Source organism: Streptomyces sp. 3330, assembly GCF_031456635.1.
Lineage (GTDB): Bacteria > Actinomycetota > Actinomycetes > Streptomycetales > Streptomycetaceae > Streptomyces.
The window spans coordinates 239,545-263,636 of sequence record NZ_JAVDVA010000008.1 but is presented as its reverse complement, the minus strand read 5'-3'; the positions used below and the strand labels follow the sequence as shown (position 1 = coordinate 263,636).

Genomic DNA, 24,092 nt, shown 5'->3' with positions numbered 1-24,092 from the left:
CACGGGCACCCATCCGCCCGCGTCCGGGTTCCGGTGACCGCCGCCCGGCCCCCGCCGCCGGGCGCCGCTCACCGGTCGCTCAACCGCCCGCTGATCCACTCGAGCGTCGGCGGGATCTCGCGCCGCCAGGTGTTGAAGTTGTGGCCGCCGCTTTCCAGGATGATGGACGAGATCCTGGTCGTGCCCGTGGCCTTCGCCAGCTCTATGAACTTCTGTGTGGCCTTGAAGTTGGATTCTCCGACCTTGCTGCTGGTGACGAGCAGCGAGGTCTTGGGAGCGGAACGATTCTTCAGAAACCAGTGCAGATCCGCCTCGTTGCGCAGGGTCGCGTTCCCGTGGAAGAGGTCCCCCGTGGTCGGATCGGTCGGCGCCTTGTAGTACGCCGACAGACCCGCGCCCGCCCCGTAGACCTCCGGGTGGTGCATCGCCAGCTTCAGCGCGCAGTAACCGCCCGTGGAGTCGCCGATGACGCCCCAGCTGCCTGGCTTCCTCGCGACCCGGTAATGGGCCGTCACGGCCTCCGGCAGGTCCTCGGCGAAGAACGACTCGGTCTGCGGGCCGCCCGGGATGTCCACGCACTCGGTGTCCCGCGGCGGCGCGACCGTCGGCCGCATCATCACGAGGATCATCGGCTGCATGCGCCCGTCCTCGGCGAGCCTGCGCGCGGTGCGCGGGTAGTGCAGTTTGTCCACGAGCGCCTCAGCCGTTCCGGGGTAGCCCGTGAGGACGACGGCCGCGGGGAACGTACGCGTGCGGTACTGCGGGTCGAAGTACTCCGGCGGCAGGTACACGTACGCGGGCGTGGCTATGTGCGTCGTACGTCCGTCGACGGCGACCTTCTGGATCTGTCCGCCGAACTGCGGACGCCCTCCTCCGCCGTCCACGCGCCGGGTGTCGACCACTCGCAGCGGTCCCGCCGGCGCGCCGCCCGCCGCGTGGTCGACGACGACGCCCTGGTCGGTCTCGCGGCCGAACAGATCCGCCCAGCTGGCGTAGAAGCCGAACGCCTGGTTGGCGGTCAGCCCCACCGCCACGAACAGCGCCAACTGGGTGGCCAGCAGCAGGCCGATCCGCCCGCTGACCGCCCGCCAGCCGTTCCGGGCCAGGCGCGGCCACAGCCACACCGTGCCGACGAACAGCAGTAAGGCGAACAGCACTGACAACAGCAGCGTTTTGTCGCTCGTGAGCCCCATGCGGTGGTTTCCTGCCTGCTCTCCGTCCGGGATCGCGCCCGCTCCCCCGACTCCTTCGCGAGGGCTTGTCCCGGACTTTCCTTCGCCTTTTCAGTGGCTTTGAGAAGACGAGTGAACCTCTCTCCTCAAGACACCGTCCTAGAGGGCGCAATGTCGCCGGATGCCCGAATCGGGCCCGGGTCCAAGGTCTCTCGCGGAACTACGGGATGCGATGTCTGTCACTCAAGATGGGGAAATGTCGGGCGGGGTTCCGCACCGATCAAGCCGGGTGCGGCAGATAGTGCGAGGTCCGCGCCCCGAGTCGGTTCCCGCCCTGGTCGCCCGCGCCTGTGCCCTCGTGGGCCTGCTGGACGTCGCGGGAGGCGTCTTCCCGCGCTTCCGGCACAGCCGTATGCACACCTTCGCCGAGGTGCTGCCCGGCTCGTTCGGGCCGTTCGCGGCGGCGCTGTCCCTCAGCGCCGGCGTCCTGTTGCTGCTCCTCGCACACGGCCTCAAACGCGGCAAGCGGCGCGCGTGGCGCGCGGCCGTGGTGCTGCTCCCGGCGGGCGCGGTGGCCCAGTTCGTGTACCGGCACTCGATCGTGGGCGCGCTCATCTCAGTCGCGCTCCTGGCTCCGCTGCTCATGCACCGCGACCAGTTCGCGGCACTGCCCGACCCGCGCAGCCGCTGGCGCGCGCTCGCCAACTTCGTCCTCATGGGCGCCGGTTCCCTCGGTCTGGGTCTGATCATCGTCAGCGTCCACCCGCGGCGCCTGATCGGCGACCCGAGCCTGGCCGATCGCATTACGCACGTCCTGTACGGCCTCTTCGGCTTCGAGGGCCCGGTCGACTACCAGGGCAACACCTCCTGGACGGTCGCCTTCTCCCTCGGCGCCCTCGGCTGGATCACCGCGGTCACCACGATCTACCTCGCCTTCCGCCCCGAGCACCCGGCCGCCCGGCTCACCGAGGAGGACGAGACGCGCCTGCGCGCGCTGCTGGACAAGCACGGCCGCCGCGACTCCCTGGGCCACTTCGCGCTGCGCCGCGACAAGGCCGTGGTCTTCTCCCCCAGCGGCAAGGCGGCGGTGACCTACCGCGTCGTCTCCGGCGTGATGCTCGCCAGCGGCGACCCCATCGGCGACGTCGAGGCCTGGCCCGGCGCCATCGAACGCTTCATGGACGAGGCCAAGGCCCACTCCTGGACGCCCGCCGTCATGGGCTGCTCGGAGACGGGCGGCGAGGTCTGGACCCGTGAGACCGGCCTCGACGCGCTCGAGCTGGGTGACGAGGCGGTGGTGGACGTGGCGGATTTCTCCCTGGCCGGCCGCGCGATGCGCAACGTGCGTCAAATGGTCAAGCGCATCGAACGCGCCGGTTACGAGACCCGGGTACGGCGCGTCCGTGATCTCGGTGAGGCCGAGCTGGAGCGTATCCGGCGGGCCTCCGAGGACTGGCGCGGCACCGACACCGAGCGCGGCTTCTCGATGGCCCTGGGCCGGGTCGGCGACGCCGCCGACGGGGACTGCCTCATCGCCACCGCGCACAAGGCCGACGAGGTCCCCGGCGAGTACGGCGACCTGAAGGCGATCCTGCACTTCGTGCCCTGGGGCCCGGACGGCGCCTCCCTGGACCTGATGCGCCGCGACCGCTCGGCCGACCCGGGCATGAACGAACTGCTGATCGTCGCCGCGCTCCAGGCCGCCCCGAAATTCGGCATCGCGCGCGTGTCGCTCAACTTCGCCATGTTCCGCTCGGCGCTGGCACGCGGCGAGAAGATCGGCGCGGGTCCGGTGCTGCGGGCCTGGCGCGGCCTGCTGGTGTTCCTCTCCCGCTGGTTCCAGATCGAGTCGCTGTACAAGTTCAACGCCAAGTTCCAGCCTCGCTGGGAGCCCCGCTTCGTCGTCTACCGGGCCTCCGGCGACCTCCCCCGCATCGGCTTCGCCGCCATGCAGGCCGAGGGCTTCGTCAGCCTCGCCCTCCCGCTGCCGCGCTTCCTGCGCCGCCGCTCCGCAGCGGCGCGCGTGTGCACGCACGCGGTGGCGGAGCGGGACGTGCGCGCGGCGTAGGCGCGGCGCCGCGGGGCCCGGCGGCGTCGGGCCCCGCGGCGCCGGGACCGGCCCGGGTGGCGGCCCCGCCCCCTCCCTGCCCTGGGGCTTCCACCCGGGCCGCACCGTGGCCCGGCCCTCTCCTGGGCCTACGCTGAACGCATGAGCAAGCAGAGCGGACGCGGGCGCGTCGTCGGCCTTCCGGAATGGGACCGCTGCGCGGTCATGGGAGTCGTCAACGTGACCCCCGACTCCTTCTCCGACGGCGGCCGCTGGTTCGACACGACGGCCGCGGTCAAGCACGGCCTCCAGCTCGTCGCCGAGGGCGCGGACCTCGTGGACGTCGGCGGCGAGTCCACCCGCCCGGGCGCGAGCCGGGTCGACGAGTCCGAGGAACTCCGCCGGGTCATCCCCGTGGTCCGCGGCCTCGCCTCCGAGGGCGTGGTCGTCTCCGTCGACACGATGCGCGCCTCCGTCGCCGCCCGGGCCCTCGCGGCCGGCGCCGCCCTCGTCAACGACGTCAGCGGCGGCCTCGCCGACCCGGCGATGATCCCGGCCGTGGCGGACACGGGCGCGCCCTTCGTGGTCATGCACTGGCGCGGCTTCCTGGAGGGCGGCAACGTCAGAGGCGTCTACACCGATGTCGTCGCCGAGGTCGTGGACGAGCTCCACGCGCGCGTGGAGGCCGTCCTGGCGGGCGGCATCTCCCCCGACCGTGTCGTCGTCGACCCGGGTCTCGGCTTCTCCAAGGAGGCCGCTCACGACCTCTCCCTGCTGGCCCACCTCGACCGGCTGCACGCCCTCGGTCACCCGCTCCTCGTCGCGGCCTCCCGCAAGCGGTTCCTCGGCCGGGTCCTGGCCGGCCCGGAGGGCGCGCCGCCGCCCGCGCGCGAGCGCGACGCCGCCACGGCCGCCGTCTCGGCCCTGGCGGCGGAGGCGGGCGCCTGGGCGGTCCGCGTGCACGAGGTGCGCGCCACGGCGGACGCCGTACGGGTCGCGCGCGCCGTGGAGGGGGCGCGCGAGGCAGGCGGCGCGCCCGGCGCGGACGCGTCACGCCCGGCGCACACCGCCACAGGCGCACCGGCGACGCCTCAAGCACCTCGCGGCGGGGACGGCCCGAGCGGCGCAGAAGGAGTCCGGTGAGCGCCCCCCACACCGACGTCGAGCAGGTCGAGGCCGCCAACACCGCCTTCTACGAGGCGCTGGAGCAAGGCGATTTCGACGGTGTGTCCGCGCTCTGGCTCACCCCGGCCGACCTGGGCGTGGACGAGACGTACCACGACCCGGCGGACGTCGGCGTGATCTCCTGCGTGCACCCCGGCTGGCCCGTGCTCACCGGCCGGGGCGAGGTGCTGCGGTCGTACGCGCTGATCATGGCGAACACCGACTACATCCAGTTCTTCCTCACCGACGTGCACGTCTCGGTCACCGGCGACACCGCGCTGGTGAACTGCACCGAGAACATCCTCAGCGGCGGCCCCGCGCCGGAGGACGGCGAGGAGCTCGGGCCGCTCGTCGGTCAGCTGGTGGTCGCCACGAACGTGTTCCGTCGCACCCCCGACGGCTGGAAGCTGTGGTCGCACCACGCCTCCCCGGTGCTGGCGGAGAACGACGAGGCCGACGGTCCCGAGGACGCCGAGAGCGACGAGAACCCCTCCTGAGCGGGTAGGCGGACCACAGGAAGGGATCAGGGGTCCCTGAGATGACCCACAGGGACCAAGAAGTGGTTGGAATCACGAACCCGTGGGTAGGGGCGGCTACCAGCCCGTGAGCAGCCGGGTCCCCCCAGGGAAACGCCCGGTGAAATGTCCTGACTCCGGCCCGGGCCACCGTGGCCGGAGCCCGGGACTGTCGGTGCTCGCGGGTAGATTCGTTCGAGGCCGGGGTGCCGCCCGCACGCGGACGCACCGGCCGAAACCGACGATTGCAGGAGTGATTCGCGTGGATCGTGTCGCGCTGCGCGGCCTGAAGGCCCGCGGGTACCACGGCGTGTTCCCCAAGGAACGCGAGGAGGGCCAGACCTTCATCGTGGACCTGGTCCTCGGCCTGGACACCCGACCGGCCGCGGCCGACGACGACCTGGCGAAGACCGTCCACTACGGCATCGTGGCGGAGGAGGTCGTGGCCGTCGTCCAGGGCGACCCCGTCGACCTCATCGAGACGCTCGCCGAGCGCATCGCCCAGGCCTGCCTGAAGCACGAAGGGGTCCAGGAGGTCGAGGTCTGCGTCCACAAACCGGATGCGCCGATCACGGTCCCCTTCGACGACGTGACCGTCACCATCATCCGGAGCCGAGCATGACCGCTTTCTTCACCGAGGGTCAGAGCGACCCGACCGTACAGCCGGTACCCGCCTCCGTCGTGGAGAAGGTCGACGCCGCCGACACCACCCTGCACAACCCCCAACGGGCCGTGATCGCCCTCGGCTCCAACCTGGGCAACCGCCTGGAGACCCTGCAGGGCGCCATCGACGCCCTCGAAGACACCCCGGGCGTCCGCATCAAGGCCGTCTCCCCGGTGTACGAGACGGAGCCCTGGGGCGTCGAGCCCGGCAGCCAGCCCTCGTACTTCAACGCGGTGGTCGTGCTGAAGACGACCCTCCCGCCGTCCTCCCTGCTGGAGCGGGCGCACGCGGTCGAGGAGGCCTTCCACCGGGTGCGCGACGAGCGCTGGGGCGCGCGCACCCTCGACGTCGACATCGTCGCGTACGCCGACGTCGTCGACGACGACCCGCACCTCACGCTCCCCCACCCGCGCGCCCACGAACGCGCCTTCGTCCTCGCCCCCTGGCACGACGTGGAGCCCGAGGCGCAGCTGCCCGGACGCGGCACGGTCGCCGGCCTGCTCGACATCGTGACCCGCGAAGGCGTCGCGGCGCGCAAGGACCTGGAACTCCACCTGCCCGAGTAGTCGTTAAGGTCGACAGGACCACTGCCCGCGGGATGTCCGTGCCCGCGGGCTCGGGGGAGTTGAAGGGACACCGTGAGAGAGCTGCGCATCAGGGTGCTGGCCGGCGTGTTCGGCGTGGCCGCGATCCTGTCCTGGGCCGGTGCCCGCCTGTGGAACTCGATCGGGACCCTCCCCAGCGTCCCACTGGCCGCGCCCATCGTCCTCGCGCTGATCGCCGTGGTGCTCACGGCCACCGCGCTGTCGCTGCGCGCTCGGCTCAAGGCCCAGCGTGAGCGCCGCCCCGAGGCCAAGGGCGTCGACCCGCTGATGGCGGCCCGCGCGGTCGTGTTCGGCCAGTCCAGCGCCCTGGTGGCCGCCCTCGTCTCCGGCATGTACGGCGGCACGGGTGTCTTCCTGCTGGAGTCCCTCGACATCCCCGCCCGCCGCGACCAGGCCATCTACGCCGGTTTCTCGGTCCTGGCGGGCATCGCGGTGATAGCGGCCGCCATCTTCCTGGAGCGCGTCTGCAAGCTGCCCGAGGACGACGATCACGACAAGGGGGCGACGTCACCGGCGTGACGTCGCCCGGTGAGCGGCCCCGTCAGCGGGCCATGATCAGGCTCATCGCCTCGTTGCGCGTCGCCGCGTCCCGCAGCTGCCCGCGCACCGCCGAGGTGATGGTCTTCGCGCCGGGCTTGCGGATGCCCCGCATGGACATGCACATGTGCTCGCACTCGATGACGACGATCACCCCGCGCGGCTCCAGGATCTCCATCAGGGAGTCCGCGATCTGCGTGGTGAGACGTTCCTGCACCTGGGGACGGCGCGCGTAGACGTCCACGAGACGGGCCAGCTTGGACAGGCCGGTGATCTTCCCGCTGGTGGACGGGATGTAGCCGACGTGGGCGACGCCCCGGAACGGCACCAGATGGTGTTCACAGGTGCTGAACACCTCGATGTCCTTCACGAGCACCATCTCGTCGTGCCCCAGGTCGAAGGTGGTCGTCAGCACGTCCTCGGGCTGCTGCCAGAGCCCCGCGAATATCTCCTTGTACGCCCGCGCCACGCGCCCCGGCGTCTCCCGCAGACCCTCGCGGTCCGGGTCCTCCCCGACCGCGATCAGCAGCTCGCGTACGGCGTTCTCGGCGCGCTTCTCGTCGAACTCACCGATGGAGCCCTCGCCGTCCAGCGTGACGGGGTCGGTCATGTGGTGCCTCGTTCCTGTGCGGGTCACGCGTGTGGGTCACGCGCCTCGTCGCGGCATGGAAGACATCGGACGAAAAATGCCGCGCCCCCCAGGCTAGAACCTGGGGGGCGCGGCATCCATTCCGGGCCGGGCGGGGCTCCGGGAGCCGGATCAGCTCTCGGGGCGGTCCTCCGGGGCCGGCTCGGTCACCGGGGTGGGATCCACCGCGGTGGACTTCGCCGTGGAGATCGCCGGCGTCGCGCCGTTGGCGCCGTTCGTCAGTGCGAGCTCCCGGGGGGAGAGCACCGGCGGACGGGTGGACGGCGTGCGCCGCGAGGAGCCGGTCCAGGCGGGCCGGGCCGGGCGCTTGACGATGGCGGAGAAGATCTCGGCGATCTGCTCCTTGTTCAGCGTCTCCTTCTCGAGCAGCTGAAGCACCAGGTTGTCGAGCACGTCGCGGTTCTCGACCAGGATCTCCCAGGCCTCGTTGTGCGCGGTCTCGATGAGCTTCTTGACTTCCTCGTCCACCAGCGCGGCGACCTCTTCCGAGTAGTCGCGCTGGTGAGCCATCTCACGGCCGAGGAACGGCTCGGTGTTGTCGCCGCCGAACTTGATCGCGCCCAGTCGCTCGGTCATGCCGTACTGGGTGACCATCGCGCGGGCCGTGGCGGTGGCCTTCTCGATGTCGTTCGCGGCGCCGGTGGTCGGGTCGTGGAAGACCAGTTCCTCGGCGGCGCGCCCACCCAGCATGTAGGCCAGCTGGTCGAGCATCTCGTTGCGCGTGGTCGAGTACTTGTCCTCGTCCGGCAGGACCATCGTGTAACCGAGGGCCCGTCCGCGCGACAGGATCGTGATCTTGTGGACCGGGTCGGAGTTCGGGGAGGCCGCCGCGACCAGGGCGTGGCCGCCCTCGTGGTACGCGGTGATCTTCTTTTCCTTGTCCGACATGATCCGGGTCCGCTTCTGCGGGCCCGCCACGACGCGGTCGATGGCCTCGTCCAGCGAGTGGTTGTCGATGAGCTTCTTGTCGCTGCGCGCCGTGAGGAGCGCAGCTTCGTTCAGCACGTTCGACAGGTCCGCGCCGGTGAAGCCCGGGGTACGGCGGGCGACGGCCGACAGGTCGACGTCCGGCGCGACCGGCTTGCCCTTCTGGTGGACCTTGAGGATCTCCAGACGGCCCTGCATGTCCGGGCGGTCGACCGCGATCTGGCGGTCGAAGCGGCCGGGGCGCAGCAGCGCGGGGTCGAGGATGTCGGGGCGGTTCGTGGCGGCGATGAGGATCACGCCGCCCTTCACGTCGAAGCCGTCCATCTCGACGAGCAGCTGGTTCAGCGTCTGCTCGCGCTCGTCGTGACCGCCGCCGAGGCCGGCGCCGCGATGGCGGCCGACCGCGTCGATCTCGTCGACGAAGACGATCGCCGGGGCGTTCGCCTTGGCCTGCTCGAAGAGGTCACGGACCCGGGAGGCACCGACACCGACGAACATCTCGACGAAGTCGGAACCGGAGATCGAGTAGAAGGGGACCCCCGCCTCGCCGGCGACGGCGCGCGCGAGGAGCGTCTTGCCGGTACCGGGCGGGCCGTACAGGAGTACGCCCTTGGGGATCTTGGCGCCGACGGCCTGGAACTTCGCCGGTTCCTGGAGGAACTCCTTGATCTCGTGGAGTTCCTCGACGGCCTCGTCCGAGCCCGCGACGTCGGCGAAAGTCGTCTTCGGCGTGTCCTTGGTGATGAGCTTGGCCTTGGACTTCCCGAAGTTCATGACTCGGGAGCCGCCGCCCTGCATCTGGTTCATCAGGAACAGGAAGACGACCACGATGAGGACGAAGGGGAGCAGGGACAGCAGGATCCCGACGAAGGCGTTCTGCTTCGTCGGCGAGACTGTGTATCCGTCCGGGATCTGCTTGTCCTGGTACTTGGTCTGCAGCGTGTTGGCAATGGTCACGCCTTGGTCGCCGATATAGCTCGCCTGGATCTTCGAGCTGTCCTTGACCTTTTCGCCGTCCTTGAGCGTGACCTTGATGGTCTGCTCGTCACCGGTGGTGAGCTTGGCCGACTCGACCTTGTTGTCGTTGATCGCTGCAATGACCTGGCCGGTGTCCACCGTCTTGTAGCCGCCGGACGAGCCGACGACCTGCATCAACACGACCACGGCAAGGACGGCCAGCACGATCCACATGACCGGCCCACGGAAGTATCGCTTCACGTCCATCCATACGGAGCGGTGTCGCCCCGTCCCTCCTGCCATAGTGAGTTTGATAAGACAGTTCTTCTGACGGTACCCCAGCTTTGTCGCGCGGAGCCGCACGGGACGGCTGGCGCACCCGTCTGCTTGCTCCAACGGCGAAAAGCCCGCCGGGGTTCCCGATCTTCGTACGGGGCTTGGGCCCTTCGGGTCTCAGCCGCCGTAGACGTGGGGCGCGAGCGTACCGACGAACGGGAGGTTGCGGTACTTCTCGGCGTAGTCGAGGCCGTATCCGACGACGAACTCGTTGGGAATGTCGAAGCCGACCCACTCGACGTCGATGGCGACCTTGGCGGCCTCGGGCTTGCGCAGCAGCGTGCACACCCTGAGGGTGGCGGGCTCGCGCGAGCCGAGGTTGGAGATCAGCCAGGACAGCGTCAGACCGGAGTCGATGATGTCCTCGACGATCAGGACGTGACGGCCCTTGATGTCGGTGTCCAGGTCCTTGAGGATCCGCACGACACCGGAGGACTGGGTGCCCGCCCCGTAGGACGACACGGCCATCCAGTCCATGGTGATGGGGGTGGACAGGGATCGGGCGAGGTCGGCCATGACCATCACGGCGCCCTTGAGGACACCGACGATGAGCAGGTCCTTGCCCGCGTACTCCGCATCGATCTTCGCAGCCAGTTCGACCAGCTTCGCGTCGATCTCTTCCTTGGTGATGAGCACCTCTTTGAGGTCGGTGCCCATGTCTTTCGCGTCCACCCGCATCACTTTCGGTTGTCCCACCGGCCACCAGGACCGCCCACGACCGCGTGAGCGGTCCTGCCGGAGGGCCCGGATTCAGCCTTGCCGAATCACCAGTCTGCCACCCTGGCGCTGAGCGACGACTTTGCCGGGGAGATTGATGACCCCCTGGCCACGCCAACCGGTGATCAGCCGGTCGACCTCCTCGATGTGCCGGGCGAAGAGGGAACCGGCCGGAGCGCCCGCCTCGATGGCGGCGCGGCGCAGGATCCGGCGGCGTACGGCGGGCGGCAGGGCGTAGAGCTTCGCGCACTCCAGCAGACCGGCGGCGTCCCGTACGGAGGACTCGGCCTGGCCCGCCCAGGCGTCGAGGGCGTCGGCGTCGTCACGGGAGAGCTGGGCCGTCCGGGCGAGGGCTTCGACGACTCCCTTGCCGAGAGCCTTCTCCAGGGCGGGCAGCCCCTCGTGGCGCAGCCGGGAGCGGGTATAGGCCGGGTCGGCGTTGTGCGGGTCGTCCCAGACGGGCAGGGACTGGACCATGCAGGCCTTGCGGGCGGTCTGCCGGTCGACCTGGAGGAAGGGGCGTCGGTAGCGGCCGTCGGCCCCCGAGACCGCGGCCATTCCGGACAGGGAGCGGATGCCGGAGCCGCGGGCGAGGCCGAGCAGGACGGTTTCGGCCTGGTCGTCGCGCGTGTGCCCGAGCAGGATCGCGGCGGCGCCGTGGCGGACGGCGGCGGCGTCGAGGGCGGCGTAGCGCGCGTCGCGGGCCGCGGCCTCGGGCCCGCCTTCGCGGCCGACGGTCACGGCCGTGGCCTCGACGGGATCGAGGCCGAGTTCGCGCAGCCGCAGGACGACTTCCTCGGCGCGCAGGTCGGAGCCGGGCTGGAGCCCGTGGTCGACGGTGACACCGCCGGCCCGGAGGCCGAGCCGGGGCGCCTCGAAGGCGAGGGCGGAGGCGAGCGCCATGGAGTCGGCGCCGCCGGAGCACGCCACGAGCACGAGCGGCGGCGCCGGTCGTTCGTCGGAGTGCGTGTCGGGGGTGGGGTGGTCGTTGAGGATGTCGTGGAGTACGCGGCGGACCGCCAGGCGTATCGCCGCGACCGCAGGATGGGGACCCACTGTCCGGTTCCCTTCATGAAGTTTTCGGGGGTGAACCCGAGGTTCGGTCACGCAGAGTGTGTAGATGGTGACAGAACCCGGCCGTTCCCCGAGCATTGCACGCCTGCCCAGGGCTCACGGTCCCTCGGACGGGTGATTGAAGGGGCGTTCTCCTGCCGTCGGCCGGATTCGTTCACCGCCGTTCCGGCCGTTCACGAGTCGGCCTTGCGGTGCACGCGCGTGACCCAGTCCGCCGGCTTGGCGATCTCGGCCTTGGTCGGAAGTGTGTTCGGGGAGGTCCATACGCGGTTGAAGCCGTCCATGCCGACCTGGTCGACGACGGCCCGCACGAAGCGCTCACCGTCCCGGTACTGCTTGAGCTTGGCGTCCAGGCCCAGCAACTTCCGCAGGGCGACGTCCAGTCGGGAGGCTCCCTTGGCGCGGCGCTGCTGGAACTTCTCGCGGATCTCGGCGACGGACGACACGACCTCCGGGCCCACGCCGTCCATGACGAAGTCGGCGTGTCCCTCCAGGAGCGACATCACGGCGGTGAGGCGGGCGAGGATCTCGCGCTGGGCGGGCGTCTGCACCAGCTCGACCAGGGAACGGCCGCCGTCGTCCTCCTCGCCCTCGGGCCGGCCGCCGGAGAGGGACTGGGCCGCTTCCCTGATCCGCTCCAGGAACGTCATGGGGTCGACGTCGGTCTCGCCCAAGAACGACTGGATCTCGCCCTCGAGATGGTCCCGCAGCCAGGGCACGGCCGAGAACTGGGTGCGGTGCGTCTCCTCGTGGAGGCACACCCACAGCCGGAAGTCGTGGGGCTCCACGTCGAGTTCGCGTTCCACGTGGACGATGTTCGGCGCGACGAGCAGCAGCCGGCCGCCGCCGTTGGCCCCCGCCGGGAGCTCGCGCGTGGCGGGGGCGAAGGTCTCGTACTGGCCGAGGACCCGGGAGGACAGGAAGGACAGGAGCATGCCCAGTTCGACGCCGGTGACCTTGCCGCCGACGGCGCCGAGGACCGCGCCGCCGGGCTTGTCGCCGCGCCGTTCCTGCATCTTGTCGAGGAGGGGTTTGAGGATCTCGCGGAAGCCCGCCACGTTCGCCGCCACCCAGCCCGGGCGGTCGACGACGAGGACCGGCGTGTCGTGGATGTCGTCGGTGCCCATACGAGTGAAGCCCCGGACGTGCGCCTCCGAGGCTTTGGCGTGTCGGCGCAGTTCCGCGACGACGGCTCGCGCCTCGTCGCGGGTGACCTCGGGGCCCGGCCGCACGAGCCGGGTCGCGGTCGCCACCGCCAGATTCCAGTCGACCATCCCCGAAGAAGCAGCGCCACCGTTGCTCGTCATGCGTCAACCGTACGTGAGCGCCGCCGTCGGGGGCAGGCCACGGGAGACCGGTCAGGGAGATGTCAGGGTCGGGACCGGGGACGGCCCGGGGGCGCCGGGCCGCGCCGCTCAGCGGCAGCCGCAGCCCGCCAGCGCCGTCGCCGCCCGATCCAACGCCGCCTGGGCCGCCGCCGGGTCGGTCGTGCCCGCGGCCAGGAGGGCGAACGCGAGGAGGCGGCCGTCCTGGTCGACGACCGTGCCCGCGAGGGTGTTGACGCCGGTCAGGGTGCCGGTCTTGGCGCGGACCACGCCGGCCGCGCCCTCCGTGTAGCGGCTGGTGAGGGTGCCGGTGAAGCCGGCGACGGGGAGGCCGGTGAGGACGGGGCGCAGTTCGGGGCGGGTGGCGTCACCCGCCTTGACCAGCAGGGCGGTCAGGAGGTTCGCCGTGAGCCGGTCCTCGCGGTCGAGGCCGCTGCCGTCCTTGATCCGGACGCCGGCCAACGGCAGGCCGAGCTTCTTCAGTTGGGCGCGGACGGCCTTGCCGCCGCCGGCGAAGTCGGCGCGGACGCCGGTCGCGACGGCGGTCTGGCGGGCGAGGGCCTCGGCGATGTCGTTGTCGCTGTTGGTCAGCATCCGCTCGACCAGGACGGACAGCGGGGGCGAGGAGACGGTGGCGAGGGTCGTCGCGCGCGTGGTGGCCTTCGATGGTCCGGGGGCCGAGGTCTTGATGCCGGCGGCCTTCAGGAAAGCGGCGAACTTGCGGGTGGCGTCGGCCGCCGGGTCGCTCACGCGGGTGGTCGGGCCGCTGGTGGAGTCGTCGGTGCGGCCCTCGTCGGCGGACAGGGCGGTGACGGCGGCGAGGTTGGGGTTGACCCCGATGGGGTGAACCTGGGTGCCGGCGAACAGCGTCGTGTCGTACGAGAGCGTCACCTGGGTGAGGCCGCGCTTCTTCAGGGCGGCCGCCGTGGAACCGGCGAGGGTGCGCAGGTCGGCCCAGCCCCCGGCGTCCGCGCGGGCCGTGAGGGTGGGGTCGCCGCCGCCGACGAGGACGACCTCGCGGGTGTCGGGTTCCAGCGCGGCGCGGGTGGTGAGGCGGTGCTCGCCGCCCATCGCGGAGAGCGCGGCGACGGCGGTGGCGATCTTCGTGGTGGACGCCGGGGTCAGGGCCTCGTCGGCTCCGGAGCCGTACAGCCGCTTGCCGGTGGCCACGTCGACGACCACGGCGGTCCGCCGGGCGCCGAGGGCCGGATCGCCCAGGAGGGGGCCCAGGACGCCCGCGAGGCCCGTACCCGTCGGAAGACCGTCCGAGGCGGATTTCACCGTGCTGGAGGCGCCGCCGAGGCCCGTGAGGACCGAGGCGGCGCTCGGCGCGGGCCGCGGCGCTCCGGCCACCGTGTCGGAGGCACCGGACGAATCGTCCGTACGGCCGTGATCTGTGCCACCCGCCTGTTCCAGGGCGGCGGCCCGGTCCCGCTCCGCCGTACGCTGACCTGTGGAGTCCCAGGGGCCGGCGGCGGTCACCACACAGGCGGCCAGCGCCAGCCCGGCGGTCGCCGCACCCGCGGTGTACTGCCACGACCTGTTGTCCTGACGGGCCTTGGTGATCCGCCCGAGCTGCGGCTTCGCTGCCAGTGTGAGCCGTGTGAGCTGCGGCTTCGCGGCCGCGGTCACGCGTGCGAGACGAGGCCGTACGATCCCTGCGGCCCGTGCCAGACGCGGTCGTACGGCGTCCGTGACCCGCACCACGTGCGGTCTCGCGGCCCGCCAAGGCCTCAGCTCTGGCATGAACACCAGCCCCTTTCGCGATCACACAGCGGCGTGAGGGACACTTAACCACCAGAAGTATGTGCTGATCATGGAGGAGCCACCGGTGGAGTTCGACGTCACGATCGAGATCCCGAAGGGTTCGCGGAACAAGTACGAGGTGGACCACGAGACCGGTCGGATCCGCCTGGACCGTCGACTCTTCACCTCGACCGCCTACCCGACCGACTACGGATTCGTCGAGAACACTCTCGGCGAGGACGGTGACCCGCTGGACGCGCTGGTCATCCTGGACGAGCCGACCTTCCCGGGCTGTCTGATCCGCTGCCGCGCGATCGGCATGTTCCGGATGACGGACGAGGCCGGCGGCGACGACAAGCTGCTGTGCGTCCCGTCGACCGACCCGCGCGTGGAGCACCTGCGGGACATCCACCACGTGTCGGAGTTCGACCGCCTGGAGATCCAGCACTTCTTCGAGGTCTACAAGGACCTGGAGCCCGGCAAGTCCGTCGAGGGCGCCGACTGGGTGGGCCGCACCGAGGCCGAGGCCGAGATCGAGCGGTCCTACAAGCGCTTCAAGGACCAGGGCGGCCACTGAGGCCTCTGTCGCCTGATGCCGTCGGAAGGGCCGCACGCGTACGCGTGCGGCCCTTCCGCGCGTCTGTGCGCATACTGAGGCCTACGGAAGGTGTCGTTCAGGGAGCGTTGCTGAGTGTCGGAGGCGGAGGACCGCAAACCGCAGTCGGACGAGGCGAGGGGTGGTTTCGACCCCGAGATCACGTCCGAGTTCGCGATCCCGGCGGGGCTGGCCGTCCCCAGATCCGGCGGTGAACCGGAGACCACCTCCGAGTTCGCCGTCCCGAACGGACTGGACGTGGGCCCGCCCGCCACCGCGGAGGGCGAGGGATCGGCTTTCAGCCTGCCGAGCACCTACAGCGCCCGGCAGGCCCCGGTGGCCTTCACACCGGCCGAGGGCGTGCCGGTGGTGAGTCTGATCAAGGACCTGCCCTGGCAGGACCGGATGCGCACGATGCTGCGGATGCCGGTGGCCGACCGGCCCGCTCCCGAGCCGGGGCCGAAGGCGGAGGAGGGCGGTCCTGCCGTCCCGCGCGTGCTCGACCTGACGCTGCGCATCGGCGAGCTGCTGCTCGCGGGCGGCGAGGGCGCCGAGGACGTGGAGGCCGCGATGTTCGCGGTCTGCCGCTCCTACGGGCTCGACCGCTGCGAGCCGAACGTCACCTTCACGCTGCTGTCGATCTCGTACCAGCCGTCCCTGGTGGAGGACCCGGTGACGGCGTCCCGGACGGTCCGCCGCCGGGGCACCGACTACACGCGCCTGGCGGCCGTCTTCCGGCTCGTGGACGACCTGAGCGACCCGGAGAGCCATCTCTCGCTGGAAGAGGCCTACCGGCGGCTCGCGGAGATGCGCCGCAACCGGCATCCGTACCCGACCTGGGTGCTGACCTCGGCGAGCGGGCTGCTCGCGGGAGCGGCCTCGGTGCTGGTCGGCGGCGATCTGGTCGTGTTCGTGGCGGCGGCGCTCGGCGCGATGCTGGGTGACCGGCTGGCGTGGCTGTGCGCCGGGCGCGGGCTGCCCGAGTTCTACCAGTTCCTGGTCGCGGCGATGCCGCCGGCCGCGATAGGCATCGCGCTGACACTGGCGAACGTCGAGGTGAAGGCGTCCGCCGTCATCACCGGTGGGCTGTTCGCGCTGCTGCCGGGGCGGGCGCTGGTGGCGGGCGTCCAGGACGGCCTGACCGGCTTCTACATCACCGCCGCCGCGCGCCTGCTGGAGGTCATGTACTTCTTCGTGGGCATCGTGGCGGGCGTGCTGGTGATGCTCTACGTCGGTGTGCAGCTCGGCGCGCATCTCAATCCCGACGCGGCCCTGGGCATCACCAAGCGGCCGCTGTGGCAGATCGCCGCGTCGATGCTGCTGTCGTTGACGTTCGCGGTGCTGCTCCAGCAGGAACGGTCCACCGTGCTGGCCGTCACCCTGAACGGCGGTGTGGCGTGGTCGGTGTACGGCGCCATGCACTACGCCGGGGAGATCTCGCCGGTCGCCTCCACGGCCGTCGCGGCGGGTGTGGTGGGGCTCTTCGGGCAGTTGCTGTCGCGCTACCGGTTCGCGTCCGCCCTGCCGTACACGACCGCCGCGATCGGACCCCTGCTGCCGGGTTCGGCGACCTACTTCGGGCTGCTGGCCATCGCGCAGAACGAGGTGGACGCGGGGCTGGTGTCGATCACCAAGGCCGCGGCGCTGGCGATGGCCATCGCGATCGGCGTGAACCTCGGTTCCGAGATCTCGCGGCTGTTCCTGCGGATCGGCTCGGCCGAGAAGAGGCGGGCCGCCAAGCGGACGCGGGGTTTCTGAGCCTCCGGCAGCCCCAGGGCCGCCGTGGCTCCGGCGGCCCTGACAGCCCCGGCAGCCCTAGTAGCCCTGGTTGTCGTAGGGGTACTGGTTGTTCTGTCCGGCGCCGTACGGCTGCTGCTGGGGCTGCTGCTGCGGCTGCTGGGGCTGCTGGGGCTGCTGCCAGTCCTGGTACTGCTGCTGTTGCGGGTACGGCTGCTGCTGGGGGTACTGCTGCTGACCGTAGTACTCGTGCTGTCCCCCCTGGCCCTGGTGCTGTCCCTGGCCCTGCCCCTGGCTCCGGGCCTGGTGCCGGCCCTGGTCCTGCCCCTGGTTGCCGTACGGGTACTGCTGGTCGTGCTGGTCGATCCGGCGGAGCTGGGTCGTGGCGTCGTCCATGACCGGGGGCTGCTGCTGGTCGGGCTGGTGCTGCTGCCCGGGAGTCTGCGACGCGGACTGCTGCGGGTCCTTCTTGGCCTTCGAGCGGGCCCGCAGGAACTCGATGGCGATCGGGACGACGGAGACCAGGACGATCAGGATGAGGATCGCTTCGATGTTCTTCTTGACGAAGTCGATGCCGCCCAGCCAGGAGCCGAGCAGGGTGACGCCCGCGCCCCACAGGACGCCGCCGATGACGTTGAAGACCAGGAACGAGCGGTACCGCATGCCGCTGACGCCGGCGATGATCGGCGTGAAGGTGCGCACGATGGGCACGAAGCGCGCCAGGACCAGGGACTTCGGGCCGTACTTCTCGAAGAACTCGTGCGCCTTGGTGACGTTCTCCTGCTTGAAGAGCCGCGAGTCCGGGCGGTTGAAGAGCGAGGGCCCGACCTTCTTGCCGAACATGTAACCCGCCTGGTCGCCCAGGATCGCGGCGACGCAGATCAGCGCGACCGCGCCCCACAGCGGGAAGTCGAGCTGGCTCGACGTGATCAGCAGGCCGGCGGTGAACAGCAGGGAGTCACCGGGCAGGAAGAACCCGATCAGCAAGCCGGACTCCGCGAAGACGATGAGCAGCAGACCCCAGAGACCGAAGTTGTCGAGCAGGTAGTTGGGGTCCAGCCAGCTCGGTCCGAGGGCGATCGTCGTCACGGTTCCGGGCTCCTGATGGGTGGGGGAAGGTACGGCGTCCATGGTGCAGCCGCACAAAGCTATCAACGCAATGTGTACGCCCCAGGTTCCACGGATGCCTCCGGGATGCACTGTGGGCCCGCTGGGACGAAGCTGTGAGCCATGGGCATCGAAGACTACGGCGGTGGGCAGGGTCCCGAGCCGGACGTACTGGTCGTCACCACGAACGACGTACCCGGGTTCCGGGTCGAGCGGGTCATCGGCGAGGTCTTCGGACTGACCGTGCGCTCACGGCATCTCGGCAGCCAGATCGGGGCGGGCCTCAAGTCGATGATCGGCGGGGAGCTCAAGGGCCTGACGAAGACCCTCGTGGAGACCCGTAACCAGGCCATGGAGCGCCTCGTCGAGCAGGCACGCGCGCGTGGAGCCAACGGCGTGCTGATGTTCCGCTTCGACGTGACGGAGGCGGCGGAGGTGGGCACCGAGGTGTGCGCGTACGGAACCGCGGTGGTGCTGGTCCGGGAGTAACCGCCCCCGAGCCACCCGGGCACCCGGGCCCCCCGGGCCACCCCGGCCTCCCAGGACCCCGCGGACCTCCCCCGGCGCTCCGGCACCCGGTTCCGGGCCCCCGCGAGCCCGGAACCGGACCCGGCCGGCCCCGGACCTGCCGCACCGTCACTCCCGCGCCGCCTCGCACGGCCTCACGCCGGCGCGGGAGGCCTCACGCCGCCTCGGACCGCCTACGCCGAACGCCGGGCCGCGTTCGCCGCGATCGCCTCCCTGAGGTGCTCGGCCAGGCCCGGGCGCATCGCGTCGTAGAAGGCCTTGAAGCGCTCGTCGGAGACGTACATCTCCCCCAGACAGCGGTGCGTCTCGTACGAGCAGTCGTAGAACCACCTGCTGATGTGCTGCCGGTGTTCCTCGGCCATGTCCGTCGCCGCGTCGCCGGTCGGCGGCTCGCCCGCGGACATGAGGCCGTCGTAGCGCGCGCCCCAGTCGGAGACCTCGTCCTGGATGCGCTTCCAGTCGTCCTTGGTGTAGCGGGCGGCTCGGCGCTGCGACTCCGCGTAGGCCTCGGTGCCGCCCCAGCGCCGCTCCGCCTCTTCGGCGTAGCGCTCCGGGTCCTTGTCGCCGAAGACCTCGAACCGTTCCTCGGGCGTGAGGTTGATGCCCATCTTGCGTGCCTCCATCGCGTGTTCCACGGCCGCGGCCATCTTCTGCAGCTGCTCGATCCGGGCGGTCAGCAGTTCGTGCTGCCGGCGCAGGTGCGCGCGCGGGTCGGCCGCCGGATCGTCGAGCAGGGCCGCGACGTCCTCGAGCGGGAAGCCGAGCTCGCGGTAGAACAGGATCCGCTGGAGCCGGTCGAGGTCGGCGTCGTCGTAGCGCCGGTGGCCCGCGTGGCTGCGCCCGCCGGGGACGAGCAGGCCGATGTCGTCGTAGTGGTGCAGCGTGCGCACCGTGACACCGGCGAATCCGGCGACCTGTCCTACGGAGTAGCTCACTTCCGTCCGCTCCCTTCTCGGTACGCGCTCCACGGTGCGTCCTCACGTCACGTCAGGTGCAAGGCCGGCTCCCTCGTGGCCTCCCCCCGGGTGTCGTGTCCGTTATGCCCGCTTATCGTGAGCCCGTGGCCCAGGACACCCCGCAGCAGGTTCCCGTCGCTCCGGCGACCCCGGCACGCGCCCTGCTGCCGTCGATCCTGCCCGCTCTCGCCGTCGGCGTGCTGGCGAGCCTGCTGCTCCTGCTGGTGGAGGGGGTGGCCGAGCAGCTGGAGCACGTGCTGTGGGAGAACCTGCCGGACGCGCTGGGCGTCGGCCGTTACTCGGTGCTGTGGATGCTCGTCGTGCTGACCGCGACCGGGGTGGCGGTGGGCCTGGTGGTGTGGAAGGCGCCGGGCCACGCCGGTCCCGACCCGGCCACGATGGGGCTGGACGCGCGCGTGCTGCCGCCGGGGGTCCTCCCCGGGCTGCTGGTCGCGACCGCGCTGATGCTGGCGGGCGGGCCGAGCCTGGGCCCGGAGAACCCGATCATCGCCGTGAACGTGGGGCTCGCCGTCTGGCTGGGCCGCCGGATCCGGCCGGGCGCGCCGGGCGCGGTGTGGGTGATGCTCGCGGAGGCGGCGACCATCGGCGCGCTGTTCGGCACGCCGGTGGCGGCGGCGCTGCTGATCTCCGAGGCGCTGGCGGGGCGGCACACCGAGGGGCCGCTGTGGGACAACGTCTTCGCACCGCTGGTCGCCGCCTCGGCGGGCGCGATGACGACCACTCTGGTGGCCCATCCCACCTTCGACCTGGATCTGCCGGTGCTCGGGAAGCCCGGCTGGGGCGATCTGCTGGCGGCCGTCGTGATCGCCGCGGTGGGCGCGCTGCTCGCCATGTGCGCCGTCTACGCCTTCCCGTACGTCCACAGCGCGTTCCGGCGGTTGCGGCACCCCATGCTCATGCTGCCGGCCGGTGGGGTCGTCCTGGGCCTGCTGGGGGCCCTGGGCGGCCATCTGACGCTCTTCAAGGGGCTGGACGAGGTCGGGGAGCTCGCGGCCGATCCCGACGGCTGGACGGCCGGGCAGTTCGCCACGATGACGGTGGTGAAGCTGGCCGCGCTGCTCGTCGCCGCGTCCTGCGGTTTCCGGGGCGGGCGGATCTTCCCGGCCGTGTTCGTCGGCTCCGCCCTCGGTCTCACCGCCCACGCGCTCGTGCCGGGCGTCCATCCGTCGGTGGGGGTGGCGGCCGGGGTGCTGGGCGTGCTCCTGGCCATCACCCGGCAGGGCTGGGTGAGTCTCTTCGTCGCCGCCGTCCTGGTCGCCTCGCCCTCGATCATCGCCCTGCTCTGCGTCGCCTCGCTGCCGGCCTGGCTGCTGGTGACGGGGCGGCCGCAGATGCAGTTGCGCGCGGACGGAACTCCGGTCCGCTGACACCCGTTCGACCCTTCAGGAGGCACCTCATGCCGTTGCACAAAGGCACCGACGAACCCGGTGAGCGCCCGCTGTCCGTGAACCCCTTCTACGGCGAGGCGAATCCGGTCGGCGGCATGACCGAGGCGCCGCCCAAGCACCGGCTGCCGGACGGCCCGACGCCACCGTCGGCGGCGTACCAGCTGGTGCACGACGAGCTGATGCTCGACGGCAACTCACGTCTCAACCTGGCCACTTTCGTCACCACCTGGATGGAGCCGCAGGCCGGCGTCCTGATGGCGGAGTGCCGGGACAAGAACATGATCGACAAGGACGAGTACCCGCGCACCGCCGAGCTGGAGCGGCGCTGCGTGGCGATGCTCGCCGACCTGTGGAACGCGCCCGACCCGTCGGCGGCCGTGGGCTGTTCGACGACCGGGTCGAGCGAGGCGTGCATGCTCGCCGGGATGGCGATGAAACGCCGGTGGTCGCGGCGCGCCGGCGACCGCTACCCGGGCGCCCGGCCGAATCTCGTGATGGGCGTCAACGTCCAGGTCTGCTGGGAGAAGTTCTGCAACTTCTGGGAGGTGGACGCCCGTCTGCTCCCCATGGAAGGGGACCGCTTCCACCTGGACCCGCGGGCCGCGGCCGAGCTGTGCGACGAGAACACCATCGGCGTCGTCGGCATCCTCGGCTCCACCTTCGACGGGTCCTACGAGCCGATCGCCGACCTGTGCGCGGCCCTGGACTCCCTCCAGGAACGCACCGGCCTCGACATCCCGGTGCACGTCGACGGCGCGTCCGGCGCGATGATCGCCCCCTTCCTCGACGAGGACCTGGTGTGGGACTTCCGTCTCCCGCGCGTGGCGTCGATCAACACCTCGGGGCACAAGTACGGGCTGGTGTACCCGGGCGTCGGCTGGGCGCTGTGGCGTGACAAGGAGGCACTGCCGGAGGAGCTGGTCTTCCGGGTGAACTACCTGGGCGGCGACATGCCGACCTTCGCCCTCAACTTCTCCCGGCCGGGGGCCCAGGTCGTCGCGCAGTACTACACGCTGCTGCGGCTGGGCCGCGCGGGATACCGGGCGGTGCAGCAGACCACGCGGGACGTGGCCCGGGGCATCGCCGACCGGGTGGAGGCGCTCGGCGACTTCCGGCTCCTCACCCGGGGCGACGAGCTTCCGGTGTTCGCCTTCACGACGGCCCCGGGCGTGGACGCGTACGACGTCTTCGACGTCTCGCGGCGGCTGCGCGAGAGCGGCTGGCTGGTGCCCGCGTACACGTTCCCGCCGAACCGGGAGGACCTGTCCGTGCTGCGGGTCGTGTGCAGGAACGGCTTCTCTGAGGACCTCGCCGACATGTTCGTGGAGGACCTGTCCCGACTGCTGCCGGACCTGCGCAGACAGTCGGGACCGCTGACCCGGGACAGGAGCGCGGCGACGGGGTTCCACCACTGACCGTCCCCCTCCCCGCCCGTCGGCCGGACCCTCCGCCGGCCGCCCCCCTCGGCCGCCCGGCCCCTCTCCCGGTCGGCCGACGCCCCGGACGGCCGACGGCTCGGACGGCCGTTGCCCCGGACGGCCGACGGCTCGGACGGCCGTTCCCCCGATCGGCCGTCCCGCCCTTCAGTGGCTCATGCGGGCGAACTTCCGGACCGCCAGGGGGAAGAAGACCGCCAGCAGGGCCAGGGGCCAGGCGGTGGCCGCCCAGATGTGGGCGGGGTCGGCGCCCGGGCCGCCGAACAGGTCGCGTACCGCGGTCGCCGTGCGGGACATCGGGTTCCACTCGACGGCGGTGCCCAGCCAGCCGGGCATGGAGGCCGGGGCGGCGAGGGCGTTGGACAGGAAGCCGATCGGCCAGACCAGGATCTGCACGGCCTGCACCATCTCGGGCTTCCCCGCCACCAGTGCGAGGTGGATGCCGATCCACAGCATCGCGAAGCGGAACAGGAGGAGCAGACCCACCGCGGCCAGGAAGGCGCCCGGCCCGCCCTGAGGACGCCAGCCGAGCGCGAGGCCGACGAGGATCAGCACGGCGAGTCCCACGGCCGACTGGAGCATGTCGGCCGCCGAACGGCCCACCAGGACCGCGCCGTCGGCCATCGGCATGGCGCGGAACCGGTCGATGACGCCCTTGTCGAGATCCTGGGTGACGGCGAGCATCGTGCCCTCCAGGCCGAAGGCCATGGTGAGCGCCAGCATGCCGGGCATCAGGTAGTCGAGGTAGTCGCCGTTCACCCCGCGGCCGCCGCCGACCAGGTAGCCGAACATCAGCAGCAGCATCACCGGGAAGACCAGCCCGACGACCAGCCGCCCCGGCTGCCGTGCCCAGTGGGCGAGTTCCCGCCGGGTCATGGTCCAGGAATCGGTCAGCGCGTACGTACTCACACGGTCTCCTTCGTACGGTCGTCCTGCCCGGTCAGGTGCAGGAACACCTCGTCCAGCGTGGGGCGGCGCAGCGCCACGTCCTCCGCCTCGACGCCGGCCTCCTCCAGGGCGCGGACGACGGCGGACAGGGCGGCCATGCGGTCGGTGACCGGAGCGCTGAGCAGACGGCGGTCGGGGTCGACGGTGACGTCCCGCGTGGACAGGGGCAGCAGCGCGAGGGCGGCCCCCAGCAGGCCCGCGTCGCGCAGGACGACGTCGATGCGGTCGCCTCCCGTTCGCGCCTTCAGCTCGTCCGCCGTGCCGTCGGCGATCACGCGGCCCCGGTCGACGACCGAGATCCGGTCGGCGAGCTGGTCGGCCTCCTCCAGGTACTGGGTGGTGAGCACGACCGTCGTCCCGCCGCCGACCAGCGAGCGGACCGCGGACCACACCTCGGCGCGCCCGCGCGGGTCGAGGCCGGTGGTCGGCTCGTCCAGGAAGAGCACCTCGGGGTCGGTGCCGTGCCGGTTGCCGATGAGGGAGGCGGCCAGATCCAGACGGCGGCGCATCCCCCCGCTGTAGGCGCGGACCGGCTTGCGGCCGGTGCCGGTGAGCTCGAAGCGTTCCAGGAGTTCGTCGGCACGCACGCGCGCGTGGCGGGCGCCCAGGTGGTGGAGGCGGCCGAACATCTCCAGGTTCTGGCGGCCGCCCAGCTCCTCGTCGAGGGCGGCGTGCTGGCCGAGCAGGCCGATGCGCGTACGGACCTCCCTGGCCTCGCGCACGACGTCGTGGCCGGCCACCTCGACGCGTCCGGCGTCCGGCCGCAGCAGCGTGGACAGGATCCTGACCAGGGTCGTCTTGCCCGCGCCGTTCGGCCCGAGCACCCCGTGCACGGTGCCGCCGGCCACGGTGAGGTCGAGCCCGTCCAGCGCCTGTGTGTCGCCGTACCTCTTGCGCACGCCGTCGACGGTGATCGCCGTGTCGGCCATGAAAGTCCCCCA

Annotated in this window: 22 protein-coding genes; 11 read left to right on the top strand and 11 right to left on the bottom strand. The window is 71.4% G+C overall.

What is annotated here, in order from left to right:
* Positions 1–68: 68 nt before the first annotated feature.
* Positions 69–1,193, bottom strand: coding sequence for an alpha/beta hydrolase-fold protein (locus J2X68_RS16540; protein WP_310433293.1), 1,125 nt, complete (start codon positions 1,191–1,193; stop codon positions 69–71).
* A 235-nt stretch (positions 1,194–1,428) separates the two neighbouring features.
* Between J2X68_RS16540 and J2X68_RS16535 the strand changes: the two genes are divergently transcribed.
* The 6 genes from J2X68_RS16535 to J2X68_RS16510 all read left to right on the top strand — a co-directional run bounded on the left by J2X68_RS16535 (position 1,429) and on the right by J2X68_RS16510 (position 6,686).
* Positions 1,429–3,240: a phosphatidylglycerol lysyltransferase domain-containing protein gene (locus J2X68_RS16535; protein ID WP_310433292.1), complete on the top strand. Its 1,812-nt coding sequence runs from the start codon at positions 1,429–1,431 to the stop codon at positions 3,238–3,240.
* A gap of 141 nt (positions 3,241–3,381) precedes the next feature.
* Complete coding sequence (gene folP / locus J2X68_RS16530; protein WP_310433291.1) at positions 3,382–4,362, top strand: dihydropteroate synthase; 981 nt, start codon at positions 3,382–3,384, stop codon at positions 4,360–4,362.
* Positions 4,359–4,880 carry a nuclear transport factor 2 family protein gene (locus tag J2X68_RS16525; RefSeq protein WP_310433290.1) on the top strand — a complete coding sequence of 174 codons (522 nt, stop codon included), beginning with the start codon at positions 4,359–4,361 and terminating at the stop codon, positions 4,878–4,880. The genes folP and J2X68_RS16525 overlap by 4 nt, the downstream gene beginning before the upstream one ends.
* A 280-nt stretch (positions 4,881–5,160) precedes the next feature.
* Entirely contained in the window at positions 5,161–5,520 is a 360-nt protein-coding gene (gene folB, locus J2X68_RS16520) for a dihydroneopterin aldolase (RefSeq protein WP_142265546.1), read from the top strand.
* Positions 5,517–6,128 carry a 2-amino-4-hydroxy-6-hydroxymethyldihydropteridine diphosphokinase gene (gene folK, locus J2X68_RS16515; RefSeq protein WP_310433289.1) on the top strand — a complete coding sequence of 204 codons (612 nt, stop codon included), beginning with the start codon at positions 5,517–5,519 and terminating at the stop codon, positions 6,126–6,128. Before folB ends, folK begins: the two co-directional genes overlap by 4 nt.
* A gap of 72 nt (positions 6,129–6,200) precedes the next feature.
* Positions 6,201–6,686, top strand: coding sequence for a DUF3180 domain-containing protein (locus J2X68_RS16510; RefSeq protein WP_057601288.1), 486 nt, complete (start codon positions 6,201–6,203; stop codon positions 6,684–6,686).
* A gap of 22 nt (positions 6,687–6,708) precedes the next feature.
* On the opposite strand, the gene folE is transcribed toward J2X68_RS16510, so the two are convergent.
* From folE to dacB, 6 genes are all read right to left on the bottom strand, one after another.
* On the bottom strand, positions 6,709–7,314 hold the full coding sequence (gene folE / locus J2X68_RS16505) for a GTP cyclohydrolase I FolE (protein ID WP_310433288.1): 606 nt from the start codon (positions 7,312–7,314) through the stop codon (positions 6,709–6,711).
* Between the two features lie 150 nt (positions 7,315–7,464).
* Positions 7,465–9,504 (bottom strand): ATP-dependent zinc metalloprotease FtsH, encoded by a 2,040-nt coding sequence (gene ftsH, locus J2X68_RS16500; RefSeq protein ID WP_310433287.1) that lies wholly within the window; start codon positions 9,502–9,504, stop codon positions 7,465–7,467.
* Between the two features lie 186 nt (positions 9,505–9,690).
* A complete protein-coding gene (gene hpt / locus J2X68_RS16495) occupies positions 9,691–10,251 on the bottom strand; it encodes a hypoxanthine phosphoribosyltransferase (protein WP_310433346.1) in 561 nt (186 codons plus the stop codon).
* A gap of 72 nt (positions 10,252–10,323) precedes the next feature.
* Positions 10,324–11,346 (bottom strand): tRNA lysidine(34) synthetase TilS, encoded by a 1,023-nt coding sequence (tilS, locus tag J2X68_RS16490; protein ID WP_310433286.1) that lies wholly within the window; start codon positions 11,344–11,346, stop codon positions 10,324–10,326.
* A gap of 191 nt (positions 11,347–11,537) precedes the next feature.
* Entirely contained in the window at positions 11,538–12,671 is a 1,134-nt protein-coding gene (locus tag J2X68_RS16485) for a zinc-dependent metalloprotease (RefSeq protein WP_310433285.1), read from the bottom strand.
* A 108-nt stretch (positions 12,672–12,779) separates the two neighbouring features.
* Positions 12,780–14,435 carry a D-alanyl-D-alanine carboxypeptidase/D-alanyl-D-alanine-endopeptidase gene (gene dacB, locus J2X68_RS16480; protein ID WP_310433284.1) on the bottom strand — a complete coding sequence of 552 codons (1,656 nt, stop codon included), beginning with the start codon at positions 14,433–14,435 and terminating at the stop codon, positions 12,780–12,782.
* 85 nt (positions 14,436–14,520) lie between these two features.
* Here dacB and J2X68_RS16475 point away from each other — a divergent pair, with 85 nt between their 5' ends.
* Together J2X68_RS16475 and J2X68_RS16470 are read left to right on the top strand one after the other, a co-directional pair.
* On the top strand, positions 14,521–15,012 hold the full coding sequence (locus J2X68_RS16475; RefSeq protein ID WP_003975424.1) for an inorganic diphosphatase: 492 nt from the start codon (positions 14,521–14,523) through the stop codon (positions 15,010–15,012).
* Between the two features lie 114 nt (positions 15,013–15,126).
* A complete protein-coding gene (locus J2X68_RS16470) occupies positions 15,127–16,788 on the top strand; it encodes a threonine/serine exporter family protein (RefSeq protein ID WP_310433283.1) in 1,662 nt (553 codons plus the stop codon).
* Positions 16,789–16,845: 57 nt separating this feature from the next.
* On the opposite strand, the gene J2X68_RS16465 is transcribed toward J2X68_RS16470, so the two are convergent.
* Entirely contained in the window at positions 16,846–17,856 is a 1,011-nt protein-coding gene (locus J2X68_RS16465) for a VTT domain-containing protein (protein WP_310433282.1), read from the bottom strand.
* Between the two features lie 141 nt (positions 17,857–17,997).
* Here J2X68_RS16465 and J2X68_RS16460 point away from each other — a divergent pair, with 141 nt between their 5' ends.
* The gene (locus J2X68_RS16460) at positions 17,998–18,363 is read left to right on the top strand and encodes a YbjQ family protein (RefSeq protein WP_020132511.1); all 366 of its coding nucleotides are present in this window, start codon (positions 17,998–18,000) and stop codon (positions 18,361–18,363) included.
* Between the two features lie 212 nt (positions 18,364–18,575).
* Here J2X68_RS16460 and J2X68_RS16455 read toward each other — a convergent pair whose 3' ends face one another.
* Positions 18,576–19,337 (bottom strand): MerR family transcriptional regulator, encoded by a 762-nt coding sequence (locus tag J2X68_RS16455; protein ID WP_310433281.1) that lies wholly within the window; start codon positions 19,335–19,337, stop codon positions 18,576–18,578.
* 125 nt (positions 19,338–19,462) lie between these two features.
* On the opposite strand from J2X68_RS16455, the gene J2X68_RS16450 reads away from it, so the two are divergent.
* Positions 19,463–20,746, top strand: coding sequence for an ion channel protein (locus J2X68_RS16450; protein ID WP_310433280.1), 1,284 nt, complete (start codon positions 19,463–19,465; stop codon positions 20,744–20,746).
* Between the two features lie 29 nt (positions 20,747–20,775).
* A complete protein-coding gene (locus J2X68_RS16445; protein WP_310433279.1) occupies positions 20,776–22,182 on the top strand; it encodes a glutamate decarboxylase in 1,407 nt (468 codons plus the stop codon).
* A gap of 168 nt (positions 22,183–22,350) precedes the next feature.
* Here the strand turns inward: J2X68_RS16445 and J2X68_RS16440 are convergent, their stop codons facing one another.
* Together J2X68_RS16440 and J2X68_RS16435 are read right to left on the bottom strand one after the other, a co-directional pair.
* Positions 22,351–23,112 carry an ABC transporter permease gene (locus J2X68_RS16440; RefSeq protein ID WP_310433278.1) on the bottom strand — a complete coding sequence of 254 codons (762 nt, stop codon included), beginning with the start codon at positions 23,110–23,112 and terminating at the stop codon, positions 22,351–22,353.
* Complete coding sequence (locus J2X68_RS16435) at positions 23,109–24,080, bottom strand: ATP-binding cassette domain-containing protein (protein ID WP_310433277.1); 972 nt, start codon at positions 24,078–24,080, stop codon at positions 23,109–23,111. The genes J2X68_RS16440 and J2X68_RS16435 overlap by 4 nt, the downstream gene beginning before the upstream one ends.
* Positions 24,081–24,092 lie beyond the last annotated feature (12 nt).